The organism is Thermogemmata fonticola (assembly GCF_013694095.1).
In the GTDB taxonomy this organism is placed as follows: domain Bacteria; phylum Planctomycetota; class Planctomycetia; order Gemmatales; family Gemmataceae; genus Thermogemmata; species Thermogemmata fonticola.
The window spans coordinates 61605-83956 of the sequence record NZ_JACEFB010000001.1; the positions used below are offsets into that span (position 1 = coordinate 61605).

23 protein-coding genes and 1 other RNA gene are annotated in these 22352 nt (G+C 68.2%); 5 read left to right on the forward strand and 19 right to left on the reverse strand.

From position 1 onward, the window contains the following. Positions 1-25 precede the first annotated feature (25 nt). Positions 26-3259 (forward strand): serine/threonine-protein kinase, encoded by a 3234-nt coding sequence (locus H0921_RS00205; RefSeq protein WP_194536025.1) that lies wholly within the window; start codon positions 26-28, stop codon positions 3257-3259. On the opposite strand, the gene H0921_RS00210 is transcribed toward H0921_RS00205, so the two are convergent. The 4 genes from H0921_RS00210 to H0921_RS00225 all read right to left on the reverse strand — a co-directional run bounded on the left by H0921_RS00210 (position 3237) and on the right by H0921_RS00225 (position 6290). Further along, positions 3237-3497 carry a hypothetical protein gene (locus H0921_RS00210; protein WP_194536690.1) on the reverse strand — a complete coding sequence of 87 codons (261 nt, stop codon included), beginning with the start codon at positions 3495-3497 and terminating at the stop codon, positions 3237-3239. The genes H0921_RS00205 and H0921_RS00210 overlap by 23 nt on opposite strands. Positions 3498-3626: 129 nt before the next feature. Next, positions 3627-3812 carry an NrdR family transcriptional regulator gene (locus tag H0921_RS00215; RefSeq protein WP_194536026.1) on the reverse strand — a complete coding sequence of 62 codons (186 nt, stop codon included), beginning with the start codon at positions 3810-3812 and terminating at the stop codon, positions 3627-3629. Then, positions 3809-6076: a terminase gpA endonuclease subunit gene (locus tag H0921_RS18275; RefSeq protein ID WP_194536027.1), complete on the reverse strand. Its 2268-nt coding sequence runs from the start codon at positions 6074-6076 to the stop codon at positions 3809-3811. The genes H0921_RS00215 and H0921_RS18275 overlap by 4 nt, the downstream gene beginning before the upstream one ends. Continuing rightward, positions 6066-6290 carry a hypothetical protein gene (locus H0921_RS00225; RefSeq protein ID WP_194536028.1) on the reverse strand — a complete coding sequence of 75 codons (225 nt, stop codon included), beginning with the start codon at positions 6288-6290 and terminating at the stop codon, positions 6066-6068. The genes H0921_RS18275 and H0921_RS00225 overlap by 11 nt, the downstream gene beginning before the upstream one ends. Positions 6291-6409: 119 nt before the next feature. Between H0921_RS00225 and H0921_RS00230 the strand changes: the two genes are divergently transcribed. The 4 genes from H0921_RS00230 to H0921_RS00245 all read left to right on the forward strand — a co-directional run bounded on the left by H0921_RS00230 (position 6410) and on the right by H0921_RS00245 (position 7240). Further along, positions 6410-6616: a hypothetical protein gene (locus tag H0921_RS00230; RefSeq protein ID WP_194536029.1), complete on the forward strand. Its 207-nt coding sequence runs from the start codon at positions 6410-6412 to the stop codon at positions 6614-6616. 1 nt (position 6617) lies between these two features. Next, positions 6618-6681: hammerhead ribozyme type II (locus H0921_RS00235), an RNA gene on the forward strand. Positions 6682-6710: 29 nt separating this feature from the next. After that, positions 6711-7037 (forward strand): winged helix-turn-helix domain-containing protein, encoded by a 327-nt coding sequence (locus H0921_RS00240; RefSeq protein ID WP_194536030.1) that lies wholly within the window; start codon positions 6711-6713, stop codon positions 7035-7037. Between the two features lie 14 nt (positions 7038-7051). Next, complete coding sequence (locus H0921_RS00245) at positions 7052-7240, forward strand: hypothetical protein (protein ID WP_194536031.1); 189 nt, start codon at positions 7052-7054, stop codon at positions 7238-7240. Positions 7241-7303: 63 nt separating this feature from the next. On the opposite strand, the gene H0921_RS00250 is transcribed toward H0921_RS00245, so the two are convergent. The 15 genes from H0921_RS00250 to H0921_RS00325 all read right to left on the reverse strand — a co-directional run bounded on the left by H0921_RS00250 (position 7304) and on the right by H0921_RS00325 (position 22154). After that, positions 7304-7747 (reverse strand): DUF1937 family protein, encoded by a 444-nt coding sequence (locus H0921_RS00250; RefSeq protein WP_194536032.1) that lies wholly within the window; start codon positions 7745-7747, stop codon positions 7304-7306. Next, positions 7744-10158, reverse strand: a complete 2415-nt coding sequence (locus H0921_RS17695; RefSeq protein ID WP_315851812.1) for a DNA methyltransferase — start codon at positions 10156-10158, stop codon at positions 7744-7746. Before H0921_RS17695 ends, H0921_RS00250 begins: the two co-directional genes overlap by 4 nt. Before the next feature lie 336 nt (positions 10159-10494). Continuing rightward, on the reverse strand, positions 10495-12597 hold the full coding sequence (locus H0921_RS00265; protein WP_194536033.1) for a bifunctional DNA primase/polymerase: 2103 nt from the start codon (positions 12595-12597) through the stop codon (positions 10495-10497). Beyond that, positions 12591-14312: a DEAD/DEAH box helicase gene (locus H0921_RS00270; protein WP_228498923.1), complete on the reverse strand. Its 1722-nt coding sequence runs from the start codon at positions 14310-14312 to the stop codon at positions 12591-12593. Before H0921_RS00270 ends, H0921_RS00265 begins: the two co-directional genes overlap by 7 nt. Continuing rightward, positions 14312-14656, reverse strand: a complete 345-nt coding sequence (locus tag H0921_RS00275) for a RusA family crossover junction endodeoxyribonuclease (RefSeq protein WP_194536035.1) — start codon at positions 14654-14656, stop codon at positions 14312-14314. Before H0921_RS00275 ends, H0921_RS00270 begins: the two co-directional genes overlap by 1 nt. After that, positions 14656-15120 carry a DUF669 domain-containing protein gene (locus H0921_RS00280; protein ID WP_194536036.1) on the reverse strand — a complete coding sequence of 155 codons (465 nt, stop codon included), beginning with the start codon at positions 15118-15120 and terminating at the stop codon, positions 14656-14658. The genes H0921_RS00275 and H0921_RS00280 overlap by 1 nt, the downstream gene beginning before the upstream one ends. Then, positions 15113-15901: an ATP-binding protein gene (locus H0921_RS00285; protein ID WP_194536037.1), complete on the reverse strand. Its 789-nt coding sequence runs from the start codon at positions 15899-15901 to the stop codon at positions 15113-15115. Before H0921_RS00285 ends, H0921_RS00280 begins: the two co-directional genes overlap by 8 nt. Next, the gene (locus H0921_RS00290) at positions 15898-16203 is read right to left on the reverse strand and encodes a hypothetical protein (protein ID WP_194536038.1); all 306 of its coding nucleotides are present in this window, start codon (positions 16201-16203) and stop codon (positions 15898-15900) included. Before H0921_RS00290 ends, H0921_RS00285 begins: the two co-directional genes overlap by 4 nt. Before the next feature lie 71 nt (positions 16204-16274). Further along, on the reverse strand, positions 16275-16901 hold the full coding sequence (locus H0921_RS00295) for a sigma-70 family RNA polymerase sigma factor (protein WP_194536039.1): 627 nt from the start codon (positions 16899-16901) through the stop codon (positions 16275-16277). Between the two features lie 182 nt (positions 16902-17083). After that, positions 17084-18058 (reverse strand): hypothetical protein, encoded by a 975-nt coding sequence (locus H0921_RS00300; protein ID WP_194536040.1) that lies wholly within the window; start codon positions 18056-18058, stop codon positions 17084-17086. After that, the gene (locus H0921_RS00305) at positions 18015-19214 is read right to left on the reverse strand and encodes a hypothetical protein (protein ID WP_194536041.1); all 1200 of its coding nucleotides are present in this window, start codon (positions 19212-19214) and stop codon (positions 18015-18017) included. Before H0921_RS00305 ends, H0921_RS00300 begins: the two co-directional genes overlap by 44 nt. Before the next feature lie 194 nt (positions 19215-19408). After that, complete coding sequence (locus tag H0921_RS00310) at positions 19409-19846, reverse strand: hypothetical protein (protein ID WP_194536042.1); 438 nt, start codon at positions 19844-19846, stop codon at positions 19409-19411. After that, positions 19843-21417 carry a recombinase family protein gene (locus tag H0921_RS00315; RefSeq protein ID WP_194536043.1) on the reverse strand — a complete coding sequence of 525 codons (1575 nt, stop codon included), beginning with the start codon at positions 21415-21417 and terminating at the stop codon, positions 19843-19845. Before H0921_RS00315 ends, H0921_RS00310 begins: the two co-directional genes overlap by 4 nt. Continuing rightward, positions 21414-21908, reverse strand: coding sequence for a DUF2924 domain-containing protein (locus tag H0921_RS00320; protein WP_194536044.1), 495 nt, complete (start codon positions 21906-21908; stop codon positions 21414-21416). The genes H0921_RS00315 and H0921_RS00320 overlap by 4 nt, the downstream gene beginning before the upstream one ends. Positions 21909-21941: 33 nt before the next feature. Beyond that, complete coding sequence (locus H0921_RS00325; RefSeq protein ID WP_194536045.1) at positions 21942-22154, reverse strand: hypothetical protein; 213 nt, start codon at positions 22152-22154, stop codon at positions 21942-21944. Between the last annotated feature and the right edge of the window lie 198 nt (positions 22155-22352).

The window sequence follows — 22352 nt, forward strand, 5'->3', positions numbered from 1 at the left end:
TGACTCTTGGCCCGGGAGGCTCGCCATGGCGTCGCTCACGTCCGTCGCCGAACCTCTCCTCCCCGCTGTCCCCGGCTACCAACTCGTTGACGAAATCGGCCGCGGCGGCATGGGCGTGGTCTATCGCGCCCGGGATCTGCGGCTCAACCGCGAGGTGGCCATTAAATCACTCAACCCCAAGTATGCCGCCGATTCCGCCGTCGCCACGCGCTTCCAGGCCGAGGCGCAGTTGACCGGGCAGTTGCAGCATCCCGGGATTCCAGCCGTACACGAACTAGGCACGCTGCCCGACAACCGGCCGTTCTTGGCGATGAAGTTGGTCAAGGGCCGAACCTTGCAGGAGCTGCTGAAGGAGCGCGACGATCTCCCCTCTCCCTCGGGGAGAGGGGCTGGGGGTGAGGGTGCGGAGCGCGGCCGCTTTATCGCCATCTTCGAGCAAATCTGTCACGCCGTCGGCTATGTCCATGCCCACCACGTCATCCACCGCGACCTGAAGCCGTCGAACGTCATGGTCGGGGCCTTTGGCGAGGTGCAGGTGATGGACTGGGGCCTGGCCAAGGTGATTGATCCAAACCGGAAGACTGAGCGGCCGGCGGAGGAAGAGGACGATCCGGAGGCCACTGCCGCCTTCGTCACGGCGATTGACACGCCGGAGCGTGGCGGTTCGGCGACGCGGACCGGTAGTGTGCTGGGGACACCGGCGTACATGGCACCGGAGCAGGCGGCGGGGCAGATTCGCCGGCTCGACGCCCGCTCGGACGTGTTCGGGCTGGGGGCGATTCTGTGCCAGATTCTCACCGGCCATCCCCCTTATGAGGGCACGGACGACAATGAACGGCGCGTCAAGGCGGTGCGTGGCGAGCTGGGGGAGGCGTTCGCGCGGTTGGAGGCCTGTGGCGCGGAGCCGGAGCTGGTCGCCCTGTGCAAGCGCTGTCTGGCGTTCCGGCAGGAGGACCGGCCGAGGGACGGCAACGCGGTGGCGGCGGAGGTGGCGGCGATCCGGCAGGCGGCCGAAGAGCGGGCTAGGCGAGCGGAGCTGGAGCGGACCAGGGCCGAGGTGGCGGCGGCGGAGCAGGCGAAGCGTCGGCGGCTGGTGCAGTGGGCCGGCGGGCTGATTGCCGCGGTGCTGCTCTTGGGCCTGGGCATCAGCCTATGGCAGATGAACCGGGCCATCACCGCGGAAGCGGCCGCTAGGGAGGAGCGCGACGCCAAAGCGAAGGCGCTCGAGGCAGAGACCATTGCCCGGCAAAGGGCGATGACGGCCCTGCGGACGTTGACCGACGACATCGTCGAGAACCAAATGGCCCGAGCGGAAACCCTGACCGAAGAAAACAAGGCGTTCTTGAAGAAGATCATCGAGCACTTCGAGGGTTTCGCGGCGATCACGGCCAATGACGCCGAGAGCCGGGCCATCCGCGCCGAGGGTCACGCTCGGGTCGGCTTAATGCGGTATCGGCTGGGCGACTTGAAGGAAGCGGAGGCGGCCTACACCGCCGCCCTGGACATCCACAAGCAACTGGCGGACGAGTTCCCCACCCGACCCGAATTCCGCCAGGCGCTGGCCCGAAGCCACAACAACCTGGGCGTACTGCTGGCCGACACGGGCCGGCTGAAGGAGGCGGAGGCGGCCTACACCGCCGCACGGGACATCCAGAAGCAACTGGCGGACGAGTTCCCCACCCGACCCGACTTCCGCCAGGAGCTGGCCCAAAGCCACAACAACCTGGGCGTGCTGCTGCGTGCCACGGGCCGGCTGAAGGAGGCGGAGGCGGCTTACCGCGACGCCCTTGACCTCCGCAAGCAACTGGCGGCCGAGTTCCCCACCCGACCCGACTTCCGCCAGGAGCTGGCCCAAAGCCACAACAACCTGGGCGTGCTGCTGGACGCCACGGGCCGGCTGAAGGAGGCGGAGGCGGCCTACACCGCCGCCTTGGACATCCGCAAGCAACTGGCGGCCGAGTTCCCCACCCGACCCGAATTCCGCCAGGAGCTGGCCATAAGCCACAACAACCTGGGCGTGCTGCTGCGCGCCACGGGCCGGCTGAAGGAGGCGGAGGCGGCTTACCGCGACGCCCTTGACCTCCGCAAGCAACTGGTGGACGAGTTCCCCACCCGACCCGACTTCCGCCAGGAGCTGGCCATAAGCCACAACAACCTGGGCAATCTGCTGCGTGAGACGGGCCGGCTGAAGGAGGCGGAGGCGGCCTACACCGCCGCACGGGACATCCAGAAGCAACTGGCGGCCGAGTTCCCCACCCGACCCGACTTCCGCCAGGAGCTGGCCCAAAGCCACAACAACCTGGGCGTGCTGCTGGACGCCACGGGCCGGCTGAAGGAGGCGGAGGCGGCCTACACCGCCGCCTTGGACATCCGCAAGCAACTGGCGGCCGAGTTCCCCACGAACCTCGATCTGCGGAACGAGCTTGCCGGCACCTGCGTCAACCTGGCGCTTCTGTGCAACCAGCGCCGCGAGTTCAAGGCGGCGAAGCAGCACCTCGCCGAAGGAGAGCCGCACCATCAGGCGGCCCTTGAGGCCAATTCGCGTAACCCCACCTACCGGCAGTTTTATCGCAATCACCTGTGGGCCTTGACGGAGGCCCACGCGGGACTGGGCGAGCAAGCCGACGCCCTGAAGGCAGCCCAGCGCGTGCGCGACCTCGGCTGGGACCCGCCGAAAAACGCCTACGACGCGGCCTGCGGGCTGGCTTTGTGCATTCCCATCGTGGCAAAGGACGAGCAGCTCGACGCGGACAAGCGCAAGGCGGCGGTGCAGTTCTACGGCGACCAGGCGATGAAGCTGCTCCGCGAGGCGGTCGAGAAGGGATTCAAGAACGTGGAGCACATGAAGAAGGACACCGACCTGGACCCGCTGCGCGAGCGTGAGGATTTCCAGAAACTACTGGCGGAGCTGCCGCAACCGGCCGCCCGGCTGCTGGACATGGTCCACGACGTGGGCGCGGGTCTCAAGCTCAGCGGGCAACTGAATCGCAACACCGGCACGCTCATCTATCAAGTACGCCTGGAGAAAGACGTGGAGTACGTCATCGGCCTGACCAGCCCTGATCCGAAGGCGCTCGACCCGTACCTGCTTGTCAGCGATGACAAGAACAAGCAGCTAGCCGAGGATGCCGATTCCGGCGGCAACCAGAACGCGCGGCTGGTGTTCCGGGCGCCGGCGGACGGCGTCTACCGCCTCCATGCCACCTCGTACAACCAGGGCCAGGGCGACTTTACCCTCACCGTCCGCCGCAAGGAATGAAGTTGCAATTTGCTCCGGGGCGGTCCTTCAGCACGTGGTATTCGACCGGATTGCCAGCGGCGTCGAAAACGATCCCGTCGACGGCGTTCGCATTGAGCGTGGCCAGTTCCGGCGTCGCCACCTGGTCGGCTTCGATCTGGTCGGGCAGCGGGTGCTGCTCCACGCTCCCCGCGTCGCCGGAGGCCTTGGCCGGCCCTTCGGCGTTCTTGCGGATTTCAGCTTCGAGGTCGTCGGGCATGTCGGGTCTCGGTCGAAGCGATAGTCACGCGGTGTCGGCAGCGTGGACCTGGCTGCTTATTGGTGACGTATGCCGCTCGCGAAGGAGATGTCCGCCCAGACACTCACCGGAGAGGAAATTCTGCTACCGCTAGCGATCCGGCCGGGCGGGAGCCGGCGTGGCCTCGAAGGTGACGATCTTCCGGCCGCAGTGGCGACAGGTCTTCCGTCGGCGGATGCGGCCGTCGCGCAAGGGTTCGGTGTGCGTCGTTTTGAAATGCCGGCAGCCGCACCGCGGACACACCAAGCCCCGCTCGTTCCGCCGGGTCGAGGTCATCGCCGTTTCCTCCGCTGCCATGCGGCGAAGCTGACGCGCTCGCGCTTGGTAAGGGCCTGGCCGTCCGTGCCCGGCAGGACCACGCCCTGGAGCGAGGCGGCCACGGCGCAGCCGACGAGACCATCGAACCAGTGGTTGTCCCCCCGCTCGGGACGCGGCTTCCACTCATCGACCGTGCGGCCCCGGCCCTCGGTCTTGACGCGGTACTCGGCGGTCAGATGCTCGGCAAACAGGCGGTGCTGCTCCGGCCGATCGCCAAACAGCGACAGACACCCCCGGTCGCCCAACGCCACGGCAAGCCTGGCGTAGATGAACGACTTCCAGTAGTTGGTGTCGTACACCACGTGCCGCACCGCTCGCTTGCCCTGCACGTTGGGCATCCGCCAGTTCAAGCCGACGCGATCCCCCGGCCGCCGCTTGTACTCGCTGAACGGCTGGCTGGAAGCACCGACAAATCGCCCGTGGCTGGGCAGCACAATCCCGGCATACGCTGATTGCCGGCAGAATTGGTAGACGACATCCGTCGACGACCCCCAATTGGCGTCGATCAGGCAGCGCTCGATTCGCAACAGCGCCCCATCATCCCGTCGCCACTCGCGGCCCAGGTAGTCCTGGGTCAGCGCTTCCAGCCCCGCGTAGATCGCTCCCTCCAGGCCGCCGGCCTTGGTCACCGCCGCCAGCGTGGGCCGGGCGTCGCGCAGCGTGAAGTACGGCCGCTTCTGGTCGGGGTAGGTGCCATAGTCGAGGACGTAGCCGGTGAAGTCCTCCTCCCAGGCACAGACGACGAAGAACAGCAGATGGGCCTGCACGTCGATGAACATGGTGACGTGGTTGCAACCGATGGGCACTTCGCCGCGCTGCATGCGGTTGAGTTTGCTCGCGATCTGGTCGGCGGTCAGTTCGTCCGGCTCGACGGTCTCCTCAGGTAACGGCTCATTCTGGTACTCAGCAAAGAACGCCGCCTCGTCCTGGAGCTTCAAGTTCATCGCATGCTGGATGGCCGACAGTTCGTCGGGGTTAAAGCGCTCCGGCCAGGCGACGACGGCGCCGGCATCCATCTCAGCCCGATGCTGCCGATAGAACTCGGTCGCCTCCTCGCCATGCCCGCCACGGCGGAAACTCTCGGCCCGGATTTCCGCATAGCGTTGCCACAGCTTCTCGTGGGTGGGGAAAGCGTAGATCATCTTGGTCCGCTCGCCGTTCCATTCCGGGTGCTTGTCGCGACTCAAGATGTTGTCGGCCATGTCGCCGGGGCGAATCACCGTGCAGGGCATGATGCCGCTGATCTTCTTGCCGGGACCGGCCAGGCCCAGTACCGCCCCGGCCAGGATGCTCTCGCGGGTGGCGCACTGGGACAGGCTGCGGGCACTCTCGTCGGTTTGCGGATCGTCGATGACCACCAGCGTCGGCCGCACCGTCTGACCGTCGGCCCGCTTGTACTTCATGCCGCGAATGCGCCCGGTGATCCCCGCCACCTTGATGATCGCCCCGCTGGCCTTGCTGCCGGGAATGGTCGGCAGGACGATCTCGCGGGCGGTCCAGCCGATGTGCGTGCGCTGGCCCTGGTACAGCTGCCCGGCACAGCGGTTGGCGATGCCGTCGAGGCACTGGATCGGGTAGACGACCTCGGGGAAATCTTCCAACAACAGGTCATTGCCGTCGAGTTCCATCTTGATGGAATCGAGCATATCCATTGCATGGCCTTCGTCCGAGCCGATGAGGCAAACGAACTCGCGGTGGCCGTAGAGCACCGCCCAGATGCCGGCGCACTCGCAGAGGGTGGTCTTGCCGCTGCCGCGTGGCATGGCCATCGCAAACAGGCCGCCGCGCAACACGGCCTGCTCGATCTTGGCGATGACCCGGAGGTGGTCCGGCGACCACGGCAGGTGGAACGTCAGCGGGAAATACTGCTCGCAGAAGAAACGGAAATCTGCCGCCGCCCTCTCCTTTCGCTCCGGGTTCACGACTTCCGGCAAATCGCCGATGTCCCGGCCGGCCAGGGACAGCGCGATGTTGCGGGCCCGGGCGCGGGCCTTGAGCGTCTCGTAGGGATCGCCCTCCGGCTCGGGCCTCGGCGTATGCCGCAGTTGCACGAGCCAGGCGACGTAGCGCACGAGGTCCACGTGCCGAGCGTCGCCGATCCGCAGCCCCGCCCGCACCCGGTGGCGGTGCAACTGCCGCTCGTTGAGGACCGCGCCCAGCGGGGTCGAGTTGAGCAGCCGGCACAGCTCGCTGGGTCGCAGTCGTCGTGGGTCAAGCGCCACGCCCCATCTCCCGCACCAGCCAGGCGGCGTAGTGGACCAGGTGGATCGTCCCGTCGGCGTTGGCCGGGGCACCGGCGGCGAGGTCCGCCTGGAGCATCGCCTCGGTGATCGGCCAGCCGGACGCGCGGGCCAGGAGCCGGGCCGCCTCGGCCACGGAAAGCGCCGCCGGGTTCAGGCCGCCGCCGGGCGTCGTGTTGCGCGCGTCCACCATCATCCCTCGCCCCGAAAAATCTCGCGAATTCCGCTGGAACCGCGCTTGCCTTCGTCCCGACGTCGAGGTAACTGACTCACGCGATGATGAACATGCGAACATCAGTTCCAGGAGGCCCGACCATGACCAACGCCACAACCCACACCCGACGCCTCGCCCCCGGCACCCTGGTGATCTCGGTCGCCGATGGCGAACCAGGGCGGATCATCCAGGTCTGCACCTTCCGCCGCAACGGGCTGGATGCCTACAGCTACGTCGTCGAAACCGCCGCGGGCCGCGAGATCTGGCACGCCGACGAGGTGGTCCTCCCGGTCGCGGACGAGGAATGAAAGCCGAAACCCGCTGCGGCGGGTCGCGGCGGGTGGTTCCCGCCGCCTGAGGATGGCAGCCACACCATCACAACCTCCAACGAGGAGACCCATCATGTCCACGAAGAAGAAGACCACACAGACCGAAGCCCCGAAGGCCAAGGCAACAAAAGCAGCCAAGACCACGTCCTCCGACGGTGGCGCCAAGCCGAAAAAGCTCAGCGCCCTGGACGCCGCCGCCCAGGTCCTGGCCGAAAACGGGCAGGCGATGACCTGCCAGGAGATGATCGAGGCGATGGCCGCCAAGGGCTACTGGACCAGCCCGGCCGGCAAAACGCCGCACGCCACGCTCTACGCCGCCATCCTCCGCGAGATCACGACCAAGGCCAAGGGGTCTCGATTCAGCAAGACCGACCGCGGCAAGTTCGCGCTGGCCCAGTGAAAGGAGCCAACGCCATGACGACCAACAACAACCACGGTGCGGCCGACGACTACGAACGGGTCCGCCCCGAATGGAGCTGCCCGCGCTGCGGCGAAGACGACATCGATCTTCTCGTTTGGATCGACGACGACCGGGTCTGCTGCGACCATTGCGGCACGACCTACAACCCCAACTGGCGGGAGAGCGATTCGCTCGGCGACTAGCCCGTTCCGACAACCCCCTCGCCTGTGAGACCCGCTGGCCGGGTCTCTTCTCGTTGGTCGCGTTCATCCGGGCACCTCCGAAGCGCCGTTGGCCAACACGGCCGTTGCGTTGGCCACGGTTGGGCTCGGGTCCGCCTCCGGCCAACCGGCCGCCACACGGGCCAACGTGGGCGTTCCTGTGGCCAACTCCGGGGCCAGATACCGCACCGGCTTGCCCAACTCCCGCGCGATGCGGATCTCCGCCTGCACGCCGACGCTCTCCTGCCAGCCAGGCAGCATCAGGACCAGCACCTCGTCGCACCGGGCCAGCAGGGCTCGGTCGAACCGGGACCAGAAAACCCAGCCGGTCGGCAGACCATACGCCACCAGCGGATGGCTGTGGACGATCGGCGAACAGACCGGCTGGCCCGCCAGCAAGAGCGCTGCGGCCGCCTGGCACGCGGCGCGATAGCGTTCCTCGCGGACGGCCGGGTCGGGATGCGAATAGGGCGACGCCAAGTAGATCATGCGGTGGCCTCCTCCGGCGCGGGAATCCGCTCGGCCTTTTTGCCGCTGAATTGCTCGAACCTTTGGACGATGACGTCGCAATAGAGCGGGTCCAGCTCCATCACGAACGCGCGCCGTCCCGTCTGCTCAGCGGCGATCAGCGTCGAGCCGCTGCCGCCGAACAGGTCCAGCACGTTCTCGCCGGGCCGGGATGAGTACTGCATGGCCCGCACCGCCAGCTCGACCGGCTTCTCGGTGTTGTGCGAAAGCCCAACGGCCGTCACAAAGGACGGATGCCCCTCCACGCTCAGGTTCCACACGTCGCCACGGTACTTCACCTGCTCGACGCGCTTGACCCGGCGCAGCGAGTACTCACGCCCGTCGTGCTCCAGCCGCAAGGGGCAGCCGCGCCGGGCAAGGCGGCCCAGCTCGTAGAAGTACAGGTAGTAGACGCGCCGCCGACTCCGGAACCTGCGCTGGCCGATGCCGCCCAGTTCCTCGGGCGGATCGTAGCTGTAGACGTTCGCCCGGTAGCCAACCGACTCCGCGAGCAGGCAGAGGTGCGCGGCCAAGTCCGCGGAGACGGTGCTTCCCTGCCAGTAGGTGCGGTCCTGCACCATGCAGCCGTCGCCAGAAAGCCAGCCCTGTAGGATCGCAACGCGCTTCGACCGGGGCAGGGCGAAACATGCGGGGGCCAACCGCTTGCCCTGCGCGAGACGGCCACCCAGGGCTTCGAATCGTTCGCCGGCCTCGCCGTCGAACGCCATCACCACCGTGCCGCTGGTCGGCTCCAGGCGGTAGTCGTTGTGGTCGTACTCGCGGGCCTGGGGCCACTTTGCCCAGATGCGCTCCATCAGGTCCTGGCGGCGTTTGTGGAGCGAAAAGGCCGGGTAGCGGCGGTCCCCGTGGCCGGCACGCTGTAAGTGGCCCTGGGCCAGGTAGAGCCCGAAGAGGAACCAATCCTCCTCGTCCAGCTCCGGGAACGGGTCGGCGTCGGACTCCGCCAGGAGGGGTGTCATGGTGTAATCGCCGACACGGATCTCGTCGGCACGCACCCAGCCGACGTCGCCGCCGATGATTCGCTGGCCACGTTTCGCAGGCCGCCAGACCAGAAATGGATGATTATCGGACGCCAGGGTGTCGGCATTGCCTCCCTTGGCGACGATGCGGTAGAGGTGCTCCGAGGTGTAGGAATGCACCGAGACGTGCTCGACCCGGTGAAAGGCGCCATCGCCTGCGAAGACGCGGTCGCCAATCTGAAGGGAGCGGATCGCCCGGAACCCCGCTTCGGTCAAGACGAGCGCGTCGGGGTGCAGGCAGAGATGGACCATGTTTTGCGGATTGACCTTCTTGACGTGCCACAGGTCGGTCGCGTTGTTCGGCCCGAAGAACTGGTGGGCAGCGCCTTCTTTCCAGCCGTAGAACGCGAGCTCAAAGCAGCCCATGAAGTCCTTGCGCGTCAACACCGGATGCTGCTTGTCCCAAACGATGCCTTGGGAAAAGTAAAGCCCGTGCGCCTTGAGTACCGGCGGGTAGTTGCCGAGGTTCGCATAGCCGCCCCAGATGTAGAAACTGCGACCAGGCAGCAACACGCGAGCCAGGTTGCCGAACCAGGCGTGCAGCATCTGGTCGAACGCCTCATCCGAGACGAAGTCGTTGGCCAACGGCCGGTCCTTGGGCCGGAGCTTTTTATGCGTTGGCCTCGCTTTGCTGGCGTCGCGAGCCAGGTCGAAGCCCTGGTGGTGCAGGCCGCGGGCATCGACAACGTCAATGACCTCCGCCTTGCTGGCGGGGAAAGACGACAACCCAGCGGCGATGGCGTTGTTGGAACGCGGCTCGACCTTCACGTTGTAGGGCGGGTCGGTGTTCACCAGGTGGATCGGCGCGCCCTTAAGCAGCCGGTCCACATCCTCGGGCTTGCCGCTGTCGCCGCAGAGCAGGCGGTGGTCGCCCAGCAGCCAGAGATCGCCTGGCCGCGTGGTCGCCTCGTCAGGCGGGGCTGGCACTTCGTCGGGATCGCACAGGCCGTCCTTGACGCCGGGGTCGAGCAGCCTGGCCAGTTCGTCCGGGTCGAAGCCGAGCAGGCCGAGGTCGTAATTGCAGGCTTGCAATTCGCTCAGCTCGATCGGCAACAGGTCATAGTTCCAGTCCGACAGTTCGTTGGTCTTGTTGTCGGCGATGCGGTAGGCTTTGATCTGCTCCGGCGTCAGGTCCGTGGCGACATGGACCGGCACTTTCTCCAGACCGAGCTGGAGCGCGGCCTTGTAGCGGGTGTGGCCCACGACGATGACGCCCTCGGGATCGACCACGATCGGCTGACGGAAGCCGAACTCGCGGATCGAGGCCGCCACGGCGTCGACGGCATCGTTGTTGTGGCGCGGGTTGTTCTCGTAGGGCCGGATGTCAGTCAGCTTGCGGAGTTCGATCTTCACGACCAGCGTCTCCCTTCACGCATTCGGACAAGCAAAACAAACTGTACGGTGCTTGGCGGCTGTTCCCGCCGCGGGGCCGGGCCGCAGAACGGGCGGGAAGTACCTACCCGACGACTTCTTGACCTTTTGCTCCCCCTCCCTCGCGTATGCGCGCGGGCGGGCCGGATTCGCCCGCGAGGGATAGGGGGTGCAAGAAGTCAAGAAGGGAGGGGAGCGGCTGAATGTCCTTGTCTCTTCGCATGTTTCGACCTCCACCTTCTTGCCGACCTTTTGACTTCTTGCTCCCCGCCCCACCCTTCTTGCACGCGCAAGAAGCCCTCTTGCGAGCCGCCCCGGTCAAGAGGCCCCCAGCAGCCGGTAGAGCTTGCTGGGGCGTCCCGCCGTGCGGACCTCCGTGTACTCGATCAGCCGCTGGTTCAAGAGCGTGGTGCGGACCTCCTCGTGCTCGCGCTCGCTCCAGGGGTGCTTGCGGTTGATCTGCCAGAAGGGCATCCAGGCGTCGCCGTGCTTCTCCTGCCACTTGCGCAGCGTCACCACCAGCTTCTTGCAGCGGGCGTCGAACTCGTTCTCGCTGACGTACTCGCCGGCCATGAAGAGCATGCGGCGGGTCTGGTGCTCGACGAAGGCGCACGCCCAGCGGGCCGCGTCCGCGTCGATCCGCGGGTCGAGGTGGTTGGCGCTGCAGGCGTAGACCAGCGCCAGCCGGCGGGCCTTCTCGTTGGCCCGCGCCCAAATCGCCATGCCCACCGGGTCGCCCTTGTCCTCGGCCAGCGAGTACTGGTCGTCGGCCCGTTGGCGAAATGCCCGCAAGACGTCGGCGGCCTCGGGCGTGGCCTCGACGACCTTGGGGATGGGGTGCCAGTCCGCCAGGTTGCCACGCTTCTCCCCCGGACAGAAGTCCGCCCACCATCGCGCCGTCGCCAGGACCGGCGCCGGCAGGTCGCGGACGACCGCGTCCTGGCCCCGGCCGCGCTTGCCCGTCTCGAGGATGAGCATGCGGGCGAAGAAGCCGTTAGTGAGCATCTTCAGCGACAGCGCCTCGTAGTAGTGCTTGGGGATGGCGGTGCCGAAGATGCACAGGCACGGCTGGTCGATGACGCCCGGCTCCTTGCCCGCCTTGACCCGCATCGGGTAGAGCGCGCTGGCGCTGGTGTACATCTTGAGCAGCACGTTCATGATCCCCTCGTGCCGCGCGTCCTTGCCGAGGTTGATCTTGGTCATCAGGCCGTCGATCTCGTCAGTCTGGAACAGCACGGACGGGTGCAGGAACAGCCGGTCCTCGATCCCCTCGCCGCTGGCGAAGGTGTCGCCCAGGCTTTCGGTCAGTCCGGCCTCCAGCAGCACCTTCTGGTTGACCTTGCGCGGGTAGTCCTTGCCCGCCCCGGAGTTGGCCAGGCCGAGGACGTAGAGGTTGGTGCGGTTATCGGCGGCGTCGCGGACCTTGCGGCCGGCGAGCAGCGCCTGCAGCGACAGCGCCCCGCAGAAGGCGAGCGCCCGCTCCGGGTAGGGCGCGGTCTGGAGCGTGTACGTCATCACCTCGCCGATGAAGCCGGGGACGCAAAGCAGCTCGTCGGGGATCGGGCCGGGGTCCGGGTTGTCGGGGGCCTCGTCGCCCGGCCCCTCAGCGTACATCTGGTCCCAGTGGTTCTCGGCCAGCGCGACCGCGACCTGGTCCGGCTCGTAGCGGGCGACGCTCGACGCGATCCGCTCGACCTCGCGCGGCGGCAGCGGCGGGGCACAGCGGTCGGCGTTGACGCGGAGGAGCGCCGCCGCCATCTCGGCCTGGGACATCCCCACCCGCCGCATCGCCCCCGCCAGGCGCGCCAGGGTCGCGTTCCGTTGCCCCTTGGGGATTTGGTTCGCCTCGGGCGGACCGGCCGCGACGTGGGCCGACGTGGGCGTTCCGTTGGCCAACCCGTCGAGTTCCTGGGCCAACCACGGCGGCGGTTCGGGGAGGCGGTCGGGCGGGTCGTCCAGCTCCAGACCCGGTGCCCAGCGGTAGGCCTTCCCTCCCTCGATCACGGACGGCGGGGCCACGATGTAGCCGCCGTCGGCGCGGGTATCGACCTTCGGGGCGAGCCGCCCTTCGGTGCAGCGCCAGCCCTTGCCCGCCGGCTGGCGGAACACGCGGTGGCTACCGCCGCGCGGCGTGATGGCCATCGGCCCCGCCGCCAGGTCGAACATCCGCTCGGGGTTGCCGCCGGGCCAGGAGTTGGCGTCGCCGTCGATGTCGATGATGACCAGCCCCTCCGTGGCGACGGCGACGTTGGCGCTGGGGTGCTGCGTCCACCAGCGCTCGATCTGGTCGGGGTCGATGGTCGCGTCGTGGAAGCCGTGCTCGGTGAGCGGGACCTTCGTGCCGGGCGCGCAGGGGAACACCCGGTAGCCCAGCTCGGCATAGCGGAGAGCGGCGGTCAGCAGCTCGTTCGGCGTCACCACGGAATCTCCTCCTCCGCGGTGACCGCGTTGTACCCGAACGGGAAGTCGAGCGCGTTCTCAGGCAGATCGCCGAGGGCATCATCGGCCAGATGCTCGCCCTCCAGCGGCGGAGGGATGTCGCCGAGTTCATAGCCGATGACTCGGTCGTAGTCCTCGCCGGTGACACTGCGGACGGTGATCTCCCGCGTGGGGGCCAGGCGTCCCGCCTGCGCCAGGGCAACCGCTTCCTCGGCAGTATCCGGGACTGGATCGGGCGAGCGCCGCTTCCACCAGGCGACTGCCTTGTGCCGGGCATAGCCGGTGTGCTCGAAGCAGACCCACTCGGACTTGAAGTCGTGGAAGCCGACCTTGTAGTCCACGCGCATCGACTTCGGGGCGTCGTCGCCCGCGCCGCGCTTGCGGTGGACGCTGTAGAACACGTCCCGCACGGGGTACTTCTTGGTCGTCACCTGCCCGGAGAGGATGCCGGCCTCGCTCGCCTTGGCGTCGTGCTTCTGTCGCTCCGGCGGCGGGAACTCGTAGCCGCAGTCGGGGCAGCGGGCGTAGCCGGCGGCGATGACCGAATTGCACTCGGGGCACTCCTTGGCCGGGGCCGGCCCGCCGCCGGCGTCGCGCTCCCTGACCTTGATCTGGTCCACGGGGCCGTGCCGCAGCACGTTGCCGCCGAAGTCGAGCACCAGGCAGTTGGCCTTGCTTGGGTGCAGGCGGAAGCCGCGGCCGACCATCTGGTAGTACAGCCCGGCCGACAGCGTCGGGCGCAGCAGCGCCACGCAGTCGATATTCGGCGCATCGAAGCCGGTGGTCAGCACGTTGACGTTGCACAGGTACTTGAGCACGCCGGCCTTAAACCGGGCCAGGGTCGCGTCCCGCTCGTCGAGCGCCGTGTCGCCGGTGACGAAGCCGCAGTCAATGCCGTACTTCGCCTTCAGCACCGAGACGATGTGCTCGCCGTGCTTGACCCCGCTGGCGAAGATCAGCACCGCATTGCGGCTGCGGGTCTGCTCGACGATCTCGTCGCAGGCGGCCTCGACCAGCGCGTCGTTGTCCATCAGGTCCTCGACCTCGCCGGCGATGTACTCGCCGCCCCGGACGTGCAGCCCGCTGGTGTCGGCCTTCGCCTTGCCCGCCTTGGTGACCAGCGGGCAGAGGTATCCGCCCACGATCAGCTCGCGGACGCCGACCTCGTAGCAGACGTGGTTGAGGAAGCCGTCCGGCGTGCAGATCGACCCGGTCTTGAGGCGGAACGGCGTCGCCGTGAAGCCGATGATCCGCAGGTTGGGGTTGATGGTGCGGGCGTCGGCCAGGAATTGGCGGTACATGCCGTCACCTTCGGGCGGGATCATGTGCGCCTCGTCGATGACGACGAGGTCGAACGCCTCCAGTTCGCAGGCCCGCTTGTAGACCGACTGGATGCCGGCAATGATCACCGGGTGCGCGGTGTCGCGGCGCTTGAGGCCCGCCGAGTAGACGCCGAAGCGGACCTCGGGGCAGACCGCGTTGAGCTTGTCGGCCGCCTGCTCCAGCAGCTCCTTGACGTGGGCCAGGATCAGCACGCGGCCCTGCCACAGGCCCACGGCGTCCTTGCAGACCGACGCAATGACGGGCGTCTTGCCGCCAGCGGTGGGGATCACCACGCACGGGTTGTCGTCCCGCACGCGCAGGTGGTCGTACAGCGCGGCCTTGGCCGCCTCCTGGTAGGGTCGCAAGAGCAGCATCAGACGCACCGGACGCGGACCACGGTTTTCCCGCCCTCGACGGGGTCGCACTTGACGATGGCGAGCCGGACGACTTGGCTATCGTCACCGTAGACGCCCCCGTGCTGGAGGGCGTCGAGGAGGGCCTTCTGCACGTTATCGATGTCGCGCCGCCGGCGGTCGGGCGGGTAGACATCGACCTCCACCGCCAGCGGTCCGCTCAGCGGGTTGACGCGCCGGGCCGCGAGGATCGCCAGCACGCGCTGGCGGAAGCGGCGGCCCTCGCGGCTGATCAGGGTGCGGAACCCCACCCGCCGCCAGTAGTGGTTGATCGACGGCGGGTAGGGCAGCTCGGCCTCGAACATCAGTTGCGCCTCCACGGCGGCGTGCTGTTGGCGGACGGCTGCGTGCCTGCCGTCCCGGGCTGCAGGGCTTCCTTCTTCGTGTAGCCCTTGATTTCGTTGGTGATCTCGCCGGTGTCGTCGCGCTTCTTGCACTTCACGGAGATGACCAGGGGCAGGTTGTGCAGCTCGACCGAGTCGTTGGGGGCCAGCACGCCCACGGCCCGGCAGATGGCGGACAACTCGGCGCGGGCGATCTGCACCGCCGTCGCGTTCGGGTTGTCGAGGTTGAGCCGCGCCCACAGGTAGCGGTTCTTGTACGGCCCCTCGACGATCTGGAAGGTGAGCTGGAGGAAGTGGCCCGTGTTGGCCTTGTTCGGCTTCATCTCCGACTCGGTGATGACGGCCAGGTACTTGCCGGCGGGGATCGGGTCGAAGTCGCTGGTCGGTTCGACATGGTTGGCGTCGAAGCCACGGAGGTCAGCCATGTTCGTTCGCTCCTTGGGTGGGTTGGTGGTTGGAAAGGGCCGCGACGAAGGCAGCCCACGACAGGGGCAGGTCCTCGGTCAGCCCGTAACGGTTCTTGGCGATGCACGAGGGGCCGCCGACGGTCCGCAGCACGCGCTCGCCGCCGTCCTTGCCCAGCGCGTGGGCGATGGTGCGCTTGCGGCCGAATCCGGCGTCCTCCGTCTGCGTGCGGACCTTCCGCGTGGCGAACAGCACCGCGTCGCACCACTCGCTGACCAGCGCGCTGGCGTGCTTGTGCAGGCGCGGCGAGTAGCGGTCGTAGGGCGACGACTCCGGGTCCTCGAACTTCTCGACCTTGGCGTGCGCGATCAGCACGACGACCATGCCGCGCGTGTTGCGGAGCGCGTTGAGGTGCTCGACGACCTCGCGCCAGTAGGTCAGGGCGTGCGTGTAGCCCTTGGCGTAGCCGCCGTCGGCCTTCTCGATGCTCTTGGCCCCGGACTCCTGGCAGACCTTGTCCCAGATCATCCGCTCCAGCCAGTCGAGGCTGTCGATGACGACCGTCTCGTACTCGTGCGGCTCGGCCCGCAGCCCGGCCAGCGCGGCTAGGACCTCGTCGTAGGTGGTCGCCAGGGGGAACTTGTCGCAGTCGATCTCGTCCAGGCCGTCCTCGGTCTGGACGAAGACCGGCCTGGGCGCGCCGGCCGCGAAGGTGGACTTGCCGATCCCCTCGGTGCCGTAGACGAGCAGTCGCGGCGGCTTCGGGGTGCGGCCCCGCTGGACGCGGGCCAAGAGGCTCATGCGTGGACCTCCTCGGGTTGGTGGTTGGTCTTGTCGGTGACGCGCTCGACGCGGAAACCGTCCGCGCCGAACTCGCGGCGGATGAAGCCGACGAACAGCCGGTTGCAGTCCCGGCCGACCGGCGTGCCCGCGTCGATGACGCAGGCACGCCGGTCGCGGTCCAAGAGATGGGCCGCGTCGAGGCGGACCTGGGCTTCGCCGTGCAGGCTCTCCGTGCCCCAGATGGCCAACAGCAGCGTGGCCTCGACCTCCTCGAGCGGGACGTGCGGCGGGAAGGAGTAGCGGTAGAGTTCCTTGGTCATGTCGCGCCTCTTCCGAATGACGGGCCTCTACCCGTAGACCTACCCGGTCCGCAGGCGGGTTGACGCAGGGCTCAGAGATAATCCCGTAGCCCCGCGCCCTCGAAGGCGCGGCGGACGTGTTCCATTCGCCGCAGCAGCGTCGTGCGCGGCAGGCCCAGGTCGCGGGCTACCTGGGAGACGGAGTCGTGCTTGAGCCGCTCGGCCACGTCCCGGAGGTCCGCCGGCAGGTCGGCCAGCACGTCGGCCACGTCGCCGGCGAGCTGCGCCCGCTCCTCGTCGCTGCGGGGGTCGCGGCCGAGCCGGGCGTCCTGCTCGCGCCGGCCGACCGTTTCGGCCAGCTCGACCGGGCCGTTGTCGCCGGTCTCGATCAGGACGTGCAGCGACGTGGCCCGCCGGTGGTCGCGCTTTTCCGCCCGCTTGTCGCGGAGGAGGCTGGCGGCGTACCGCTCGACCACGGTGGTGACGAAGACGTGCCAGTGGGCCTCGCCGGGGTCGAAGGCCGACAGCTGCTTGAGCAGCTTGAGGGCGAGTTCCTGCTCGATGTCGTCCCGGTCACTCCGGGTGAAGCCGGCCCGGCCCACGAGCTGCCGGGCCTTGCGGCGGATCAGGCGCGCCGCGAAGGCATCGAGCTGTTTCGGACTCGCCGAACTGTGAGGATGGGGTTGGGGAGTTGGAGATTGCCTCGTGTCTGGTTTCATGACCCTTTGCCCGAACGGGTGGTTGATCCCGCCGTGCCCGTTGCACAGCGACCACCCGCCGGCCGGGTTGCATGACCGGCGCGCGAAAAAACGGCGGCGCAACTGAAGTCGTTGCGCCGCCGTTCGATCAGGTCACGAATTCCCGAGTTGCAGTTGCACGAAACCGGTGCAACTGCAACCCGCTACCCCGTCTTCTGCCCGCGCGGCCTCCCCTTCCAGCGCATGATCTGGTCCAGGTCCAGGGCCGTCTCCCAGTACAGGCGCAGCTCGCGCGCCGACTCGTCGGCCAGGCAGCGGCTGACGTCGGCCTTCGTCAGCCCGGTGCGCTTCGCCAGGTCCTTCTGGCTCGGCCGGGGGAGCAGCTCCGGGGTGCCCGTCCGTTCCTTGGTCGCGTAAGCGTAGTCCCTGGCCGCCAAGAGGTGTTCCGCCATCTCACGGACCAGCGCCTCGATCTTGCCGGCCCGCTCGGCCCGCTTGCGGGGCGGCCGCTTCGCCTTGACCCCGTCGGTCAGCCCCGAGTCGGTCAGCCGGCTTTCGACGTAGGCCATGTCGAAGGAAAGCGCGGCCGGCCCGAAGGTGACCACGGACTCCAGGGCGATGGCCAGGTTCGTGGTCGCGCTGCCCCAGCGCCGGACGCTCGCTTCCGTGGGCAAGAAGAGCAGGGCCTTGGGCCGGCGGGACATCTCGGCGGTGAGGGCGGGGCGGCTATCCTCGTAGACGTGCCGGGCGAAGTAGACCTCGCGCGGGCGCTGCCCCCAGGTCGCCTTGCCCACGCGCCAGAGGTGCCCGGTCACGGCCTCGGCGGGCGGCCCGCGGACGCCCGCGGCGTCGGACACGGCGGCGAGGAGTGCCGGTACGTCCACGGCCCACCGCTTCAGGCGGTCGAGCGGGACCTCGACGGCCCCGCACTCCGGGCAGGGGATGTAGGCGTGCCGCCGCCCCGTCCGGCTGCTGGTGACGAACTCGACGCGGCCGACGTAACCGCGCCCGCAGTCCCAGCACGGCGCGGACGTGGCCGGCGTCGTCTCGCGCAACAGCCCGAGGCCGACCAGCCGTTCCAGTGCGGGGCCGAGGTGCTTGTGGGCCTCCTCCGCGAAGAACACCGGCGGCTCGTCATCCAGCCGCTGCAACATCAGGGGCAACGGATCGGACACCATCGATGTTCCACCGTTTGAGGTACTTCTGGGCCAGCTCGATCCGCTCGGGCCGCTGGTTCCGCAGGCTGCAGCTGCTCGGGTACGCCACGTCGAACGTCAGTGTGCCCGGCTTGCGGCCGTCGAGCGGCAGGAACTCGAAGCAGAAGGTGACCATCGTGACGTTGACCGACGACAGCGGCACGCGCTCCTTGTTGAGGACCTCGTCCAGCATGTCGTAGACGTCGTCCGGGCCGGCGTCGGGGTCGGCCTCCAGGACCATGCGCCGGTGGCTGTTCTTGAACGACAGCCGCAGCCGGCGGACGCGCGCCCGCACGCAGTCCTCGGGGTCCGTGGCCAGGGAGAAGGTCCGGTGCTTGAGCCCGTTCAGGTCGTAGGCCGCGTCGGGGTTCCAGTCCTCCAGCTCGACGCCCAGGACGATCTGGGCGAACAGCTCTTCCAGCCGCGGCTTGATCTTGGGCGGCACCTTGGCGAACAGCTCCAGCGTGCCCTCGGCGCGGTTGTAGGCGAAGACGATGGCGAACGTCTGGCGGAAGGTCCGCGGCGCGAGCTTGCCGTCCTGGTCGTGGGCGGTGACGTTCTGGACGAAGTCGTCGGGGTGGGCGAAGAAGTAGTCCGTCCCGCGGCGGGTGAGGGTTTCCACCGTGCAGACCTTGCCCCGCCCCTGCTCACACAGCAGCAGGTCGGACAGGCCCTTTTCGAGCTGCTTGAGGGTCGCCGGCGACTTGTCCGGCTCGACCTGTGGCAGGTCCTTGCGCTTGCGCCACCAGGCCAGGTGCTCGACCTGGTGGATCAGGATCGCCCGGTTGACGATCTCAGTGCGGTTCAACCACGCCCACATCGCCTTGTGGTAGGGGCCGCCATCTTGCGGCATGGCGGCCGGCAGGTCGGGGTCGCCGGCCAAGACGCCGGCCTCGATGATGGCGCCGATCCCCGTCTCGCAGGCCAGATCGAAGACGTTGTGCAGCGCCCCCTCGACGTTGTCGAACTGAGCCGGCGTCAGCGCGTTCAGCGCCTGCACGATCGGCTCGATCTCGCGCTCGCCCAGCCCCTCCCACGCGATGCCGAGGTCGCCGTGCCCGAGCCGCTGGAAGAATTCCTTCAGCAGGCAGTTGGGAACCATCCTCAACACAGTCGGAATCGAAAACGCACGCGACATGCCGCTTCGCCCCCTTTCCGTCACCGCCGGACGACACATCGGTGCCGCCGTCGGCCGGGTTCGTGGCGAAGCACCTTCGTTCGGACGAGACTTTCCGTTCCTATGAACGGCGGTATAGTAACATGTTGGGCGGTGCCGAGACAACTTCAGAGTCGGCTTACAAGAGGATCGGAACCTCAGCAAGGTCAGATTTACTAGTGGGTTGCGGCCTGTACGGGCTGTGCGGCCTGCGCCATTAATTCTTGCCACATCCGCCGCTGTTTTCCCCAATCCAGCGCAGCTGCAATCGGTTGCAGCTGGCGCAGGTGAATCGGGTCACGGCCCCGGACGGTCCGGGGCAGGAACAAGATCGCCTCTTGGATGTCGGGGGCCAGGTAGACCAGGTTCATGATCTGGCTCACCCGCGCCCGGGTGACGTGCCCGAGGCGGGCCAGCTCGGTGTAGTGGGCGATCTCCCCGGCGCGGAGGAGGCTGTCGAACCGGATGGCCAGCGCCATCAGCCGGGCGATCCGCGGCACCCGGCCCGGCGTGGCCGGGCGCGGCGGCTCCCCGCCCGGCCGCAGCTCCTTGCGGCTGCCTCGGCCACGCCGGTAGAAGTGGACGTCACACTCGACGGTCAGCGTCTCGGTCATGCGATCTTCTCCCTCCCGCCCTGGTCCGCCAGCTCATCGGCCAGGGTCTTGATGCCCGCCGGCTGGAACGTGATCGACACCTTCCCCCTGGCCCCGTCGTAGTCCACCCGCTCGACGAGCAGCTGCACCACGCGGGCCTGCTCGGCGGGCGTGAGCGACTCCCACACCGGGTCGAAGACCGACAGCGCCAGGGCGACCTCGTCATCGTCGATCCGCCGCCGGCGGATGGCGGCCGCCTCCTCCCGCACCCGCCCGGTCCGGTCCTCGGCCAGGCGGATGCGCTCCTGCAGGTCCGCCAGGCGGGCGATGGTCGGGTCGTCCACGGGGTTCGGCGGGATCTTCTGCAGCTCGGCGTGCCAGCGGGCCAGTTCGCGGTCCAGCCCGCGCCGCTCGGCCTCCAGCTCCGCCAGGCGGGCCTCGTCCTGAGCGCGGGCCTGGGTGATGGTCGCCTGCAGCAGGTCGGGGTCCTTGCCGATGCAGCGGATCTGCTCGACGACGAGCTGCTCGATCTGGGCAGCGGGAATGGACTTGGACGGGCAGGTGTTCCAGCCACGCTTCTGGGCCGAGGAGCAGACGTAGTAGCGGTAACGCTTGTTGCCGTCCTTGGTCGTGTGGGTCGGCGTCATGGCACAGCCGCAGGGGACGCAGCGCAAGAGGCCCTTGAGCAGCGCCCCGAACTTGTTCCGCACCGGCGCGCCGCGGGTCCGGCCGTTGCGGTGCAGCAGTGCCTGGACGCGGGCGAAGACGGCCGGGTCCACGATGGCAGGGTGCTCGCCGTTGTGGACCTCGTGCTTGTACCTGATCTTGCCGACGTAGGCGACGTTGGTCAGCAGGCGGTGCAGGTTCGTGCGGGTGAACGGCTTGCCGCCGCGCTCACGGCCCTTGCGGGTCTGCCAGCGCTTGTTCCGCCAGCCCCGCCGCTCCAGCTCTTGCACCACGGGCAGCAGCGACTCGTGCTCCAGGTAGAGGGCGAAGATGGCCCGCACGCGCTCGGCCTCGGCCTCGTTGACGACCAGCCGGAAGCCGCGCGGGTCCACGTCGTAGCCGAGGAGCGGGTGCCCTCCGGCCCACTTCCCCTTGCGGCGCGTGGCGGCGATCTTGTCGCGGGTGCGCTCGGAGATGATCTCGCGCTCGAACTGGGCGAAGGACAACAGCACGTTCAGCACCAGCCGCCCCATCGAGGTCGCGGTGTTGAACTGCTGGGTGACCGACACGAAGGAGACGTGGTACTTCTCGAACGTCTCCATCATCCTGGCGAAGTCGAGCAGGCTGCGGCTGAGGCGGTCCACCTTGTAGACCACCACGCAGTCGATCCGGCCGGCCTCGATGTCGGCCAGCAGGCGCTGGAGCGCGGGCCGCTCCATGTTGCCGCCGGTGAAGCCGCCGTCGTCGTAGCGGTCCGGCAGTAGCGTCCAGCCCTCACCGGCCTGGCTCCTGACGAACGCATCGCCGGCCTCGCGCTGGGCGTCCAGCGAGTTGAACTCCTGCTCCAGCCCCTCGTCGGTGGACTTGCGGGTGTAGACCGCGCAGCGGACGACGGGCAGGGTCGCCCGGGGTTGTGCCTTCTTCATCGGTCGTCTCCTTTCCCGCCCAGGCGGAAGAAGAAGTAGCCGTTGCAGTGCGACCCGGTGATCGCCTTGGCGACGGCGCTCAGGGAGCGATAGACCTGGCCTTCGTACTCGAAGCCGTTGGGCAGGACCTTTACCTGCACCGTCTCGCCCCGGTACTCGCGGGTAATCAGCGTGCCCGGCGGCGGCAGGCGGTCGTCGGGCTTGAAGGGCAGGACCTTGGTCGCCGCCGGCTCGGCCGCAGCGACCGGGAGTGCCTTGGGCGGGTTCATCCGCAGGTCAGCGTCATTGGCCAGCTCGGCGGCGCGCTGGCGGGCGCGTTCGGACAGGTCGCCCTCGGCCAGCGCCTGCAGCCGCCAGGCGATCCGGCGGACCAGCCACGTCTGGTTGTGGGCCGGCGTCTCCTCGCCGAAGACTTCGGCGTACTTGTCCCGCAGCTCCTTGACGGTCATCCGTCCGAGGGCGGCGAGTTCTTTCATCACGTTCAGGCTCATCGATGTCCTCCGTCTCGGGGTTCTCGGCGGGCGTCAACCGTTCTGGACACTGAGCACGGTTTCGCCGTGAACCTCAAGGCAATCTCGCTCGGTTTTCGCCGGATTTTCCGGGCCGGGATGCTCGGCCAGGCCGGCGACCCGCGCGGGGTGGGCGCGGAGGCGCAGCACGCCCGCGGCGAGGAGGCGGGCGACCTCGCGGAGGCGTTCTTGGGGGGTGAGGGACAAGGGATCGTCGCACAGTCGCATGGGGACCTCCGAGGGAAGCACCCGCAGCGACCTTCGCCGGCGAACGGCCTGCTGTCTGGCGGGGACCGGGAAAGCGAAGCCTCTACCTGATACCTACCCGGCGCGGGTTCGGACTGACGCAACAGGCCACGGAAGAAGCGGGATACGGAACAGAGCATTCCGTAACCGCGAGCGGGACAGAGTTGGTAACTCGGCGGG

Bases quoted from the DNA above. Each gene is read 5' to 3' on its own strand.
- H0921_RS00205 (WP_194536025.1), top strand. From the start codon at position 26: ATGGCGTCGCTCACGTCCGTCGCCGAACCTCTCCTCCCCGCTGTCCCC.
- H0921_RS00210 (WP_194536690.1), bottom strand. From the start codon at position 3,497: ATGCCCGACGACCTCGAAGCTGAAATCCGCAAGAACGCCGAAGGGCCG.
- H0921_RS00215 (WP_194536026.1), bottom strand. From the start codon at position 3,812: ATGACCTCGACCCGGCGGAACGAGCGGGGCTTGGTGTGTCCGCGGTGC.
- H0921_RS00225 (WP_194536028.1), bottom strand. From the start codon at position 6,290: ATGATGGTGGACGCGCGCAACACGACGCCCGGCGGCGGCCTGAACCCG.
- H0921_RS00230 (WP_194536029.1), top strand. From the start codon at position 6,410: ATGACCAACGCCACAACCCACACCCGACGCCTCGCCCCCGGCACCCTG.
- H0921_RS00240 (WP_194536030.1), top strand. From the start codon at position 6,711: ATGTCCACGAAGAAGAAGACCACACAGACCGAAGCCCCGAAGGCCAAG.
- H0921_RS00245 (WP_194536031.1), top strand. From the start codon at position 7,052: ATGACGACCAACAACAACCACGGTGCGGCCGACGACTACGAACGGGTC.
- H0921_RS00250 (WP_194536032.1), bottom strand. From the start codon at position 7,747: ATGATCTACTTGGCGTCGCCCTATTCGCATCCCGACCCGGCCGTCCGC.
- H0921_RS00270 (WP_228498923.1), bottom strand. From the start codon at position 14,312: ATGCTGCTCTTGCGACCCTACCAGGAGGCGGCCAAGGCCGCGCTGTAC.
- H0921_RS00275 (WP_194536035.1), bottom strand. From the start codon at position 14,656: ATGTTCGAGGCCGAGCTGCCCTACCCGCCGTCGATCAACCACTACTGG.
- H0921_RS00280 (WP_194536036.1), bottom strand. From the start codon at position 15,120: ATGGCTGACCTCCGTGGCTTCGACGCCAACCATGTCGAACCGACCAGC.
- H0921_RS00285 (WP_194536037.1), bottom strand. From the start codon at position 15,901: ATGAGCCTCTTGGCCCGCGTCCAGCGGGGCCGCACCCCGAAGCCGCCG.
- H0921_RS00290 (WP_194536038.1), bottom strand. From the start codon at position 16,203: ATGACCAAGGAACTCTACCGCTACTCCTTCCCGCCGCACGTCCCGCTC.
- H0921_RS00295 (WP_194536039.1), bottom strand. From the start codon at position 16,901: ATGAAACCAGACACGAGGCAATCTCCAACTCCCCAACCCCATCCTCAC.
- H0921_RS00300 (WP_194536040.1), bottom strand. From the start codon at position 18,058: ATGGTGTCCGATCCGTTGCCCCTGATGTTGCAGCGGCTGGATGACGAG.
- H0921_RS00305 (WP_194536041.1), bottom strand. From the start codon at position 19,214: ATGTCGCGTGCGTTTTCGATTCCGACTGTGTTGAGGATGGTTCCCAAC.
- H0921_RS00310 (WP_194536042.1), bottom strand. From the start codon at position 19,846: ATGACCGAGACGCTGACCGTCGAGTGTGACGTCCACTTCTACCGGCGT.
- H0921_RS00315 (WP_194536043.1), bottom strand. From the start codon at position 21,417: ATGAAGAAGGCACAACCCCGGGCGACCCTGCCCGTCGTCCGCTGCGCG.
- H0921_RS00320 (WP_194536044.1), bottom strand. From the start codon at position 21,908: ATGAGCCTGAACGTGATGAAAGAACTCGCCGCCCTCGGACGGATGACC.
- H0921_RS00325 (WP_194536045.1), bottom strand. From the start codon at position 22,154: ATGCGACTGTGCGACGATCCCTTGTCCCTCACCCCCCAAGAACGCCTC.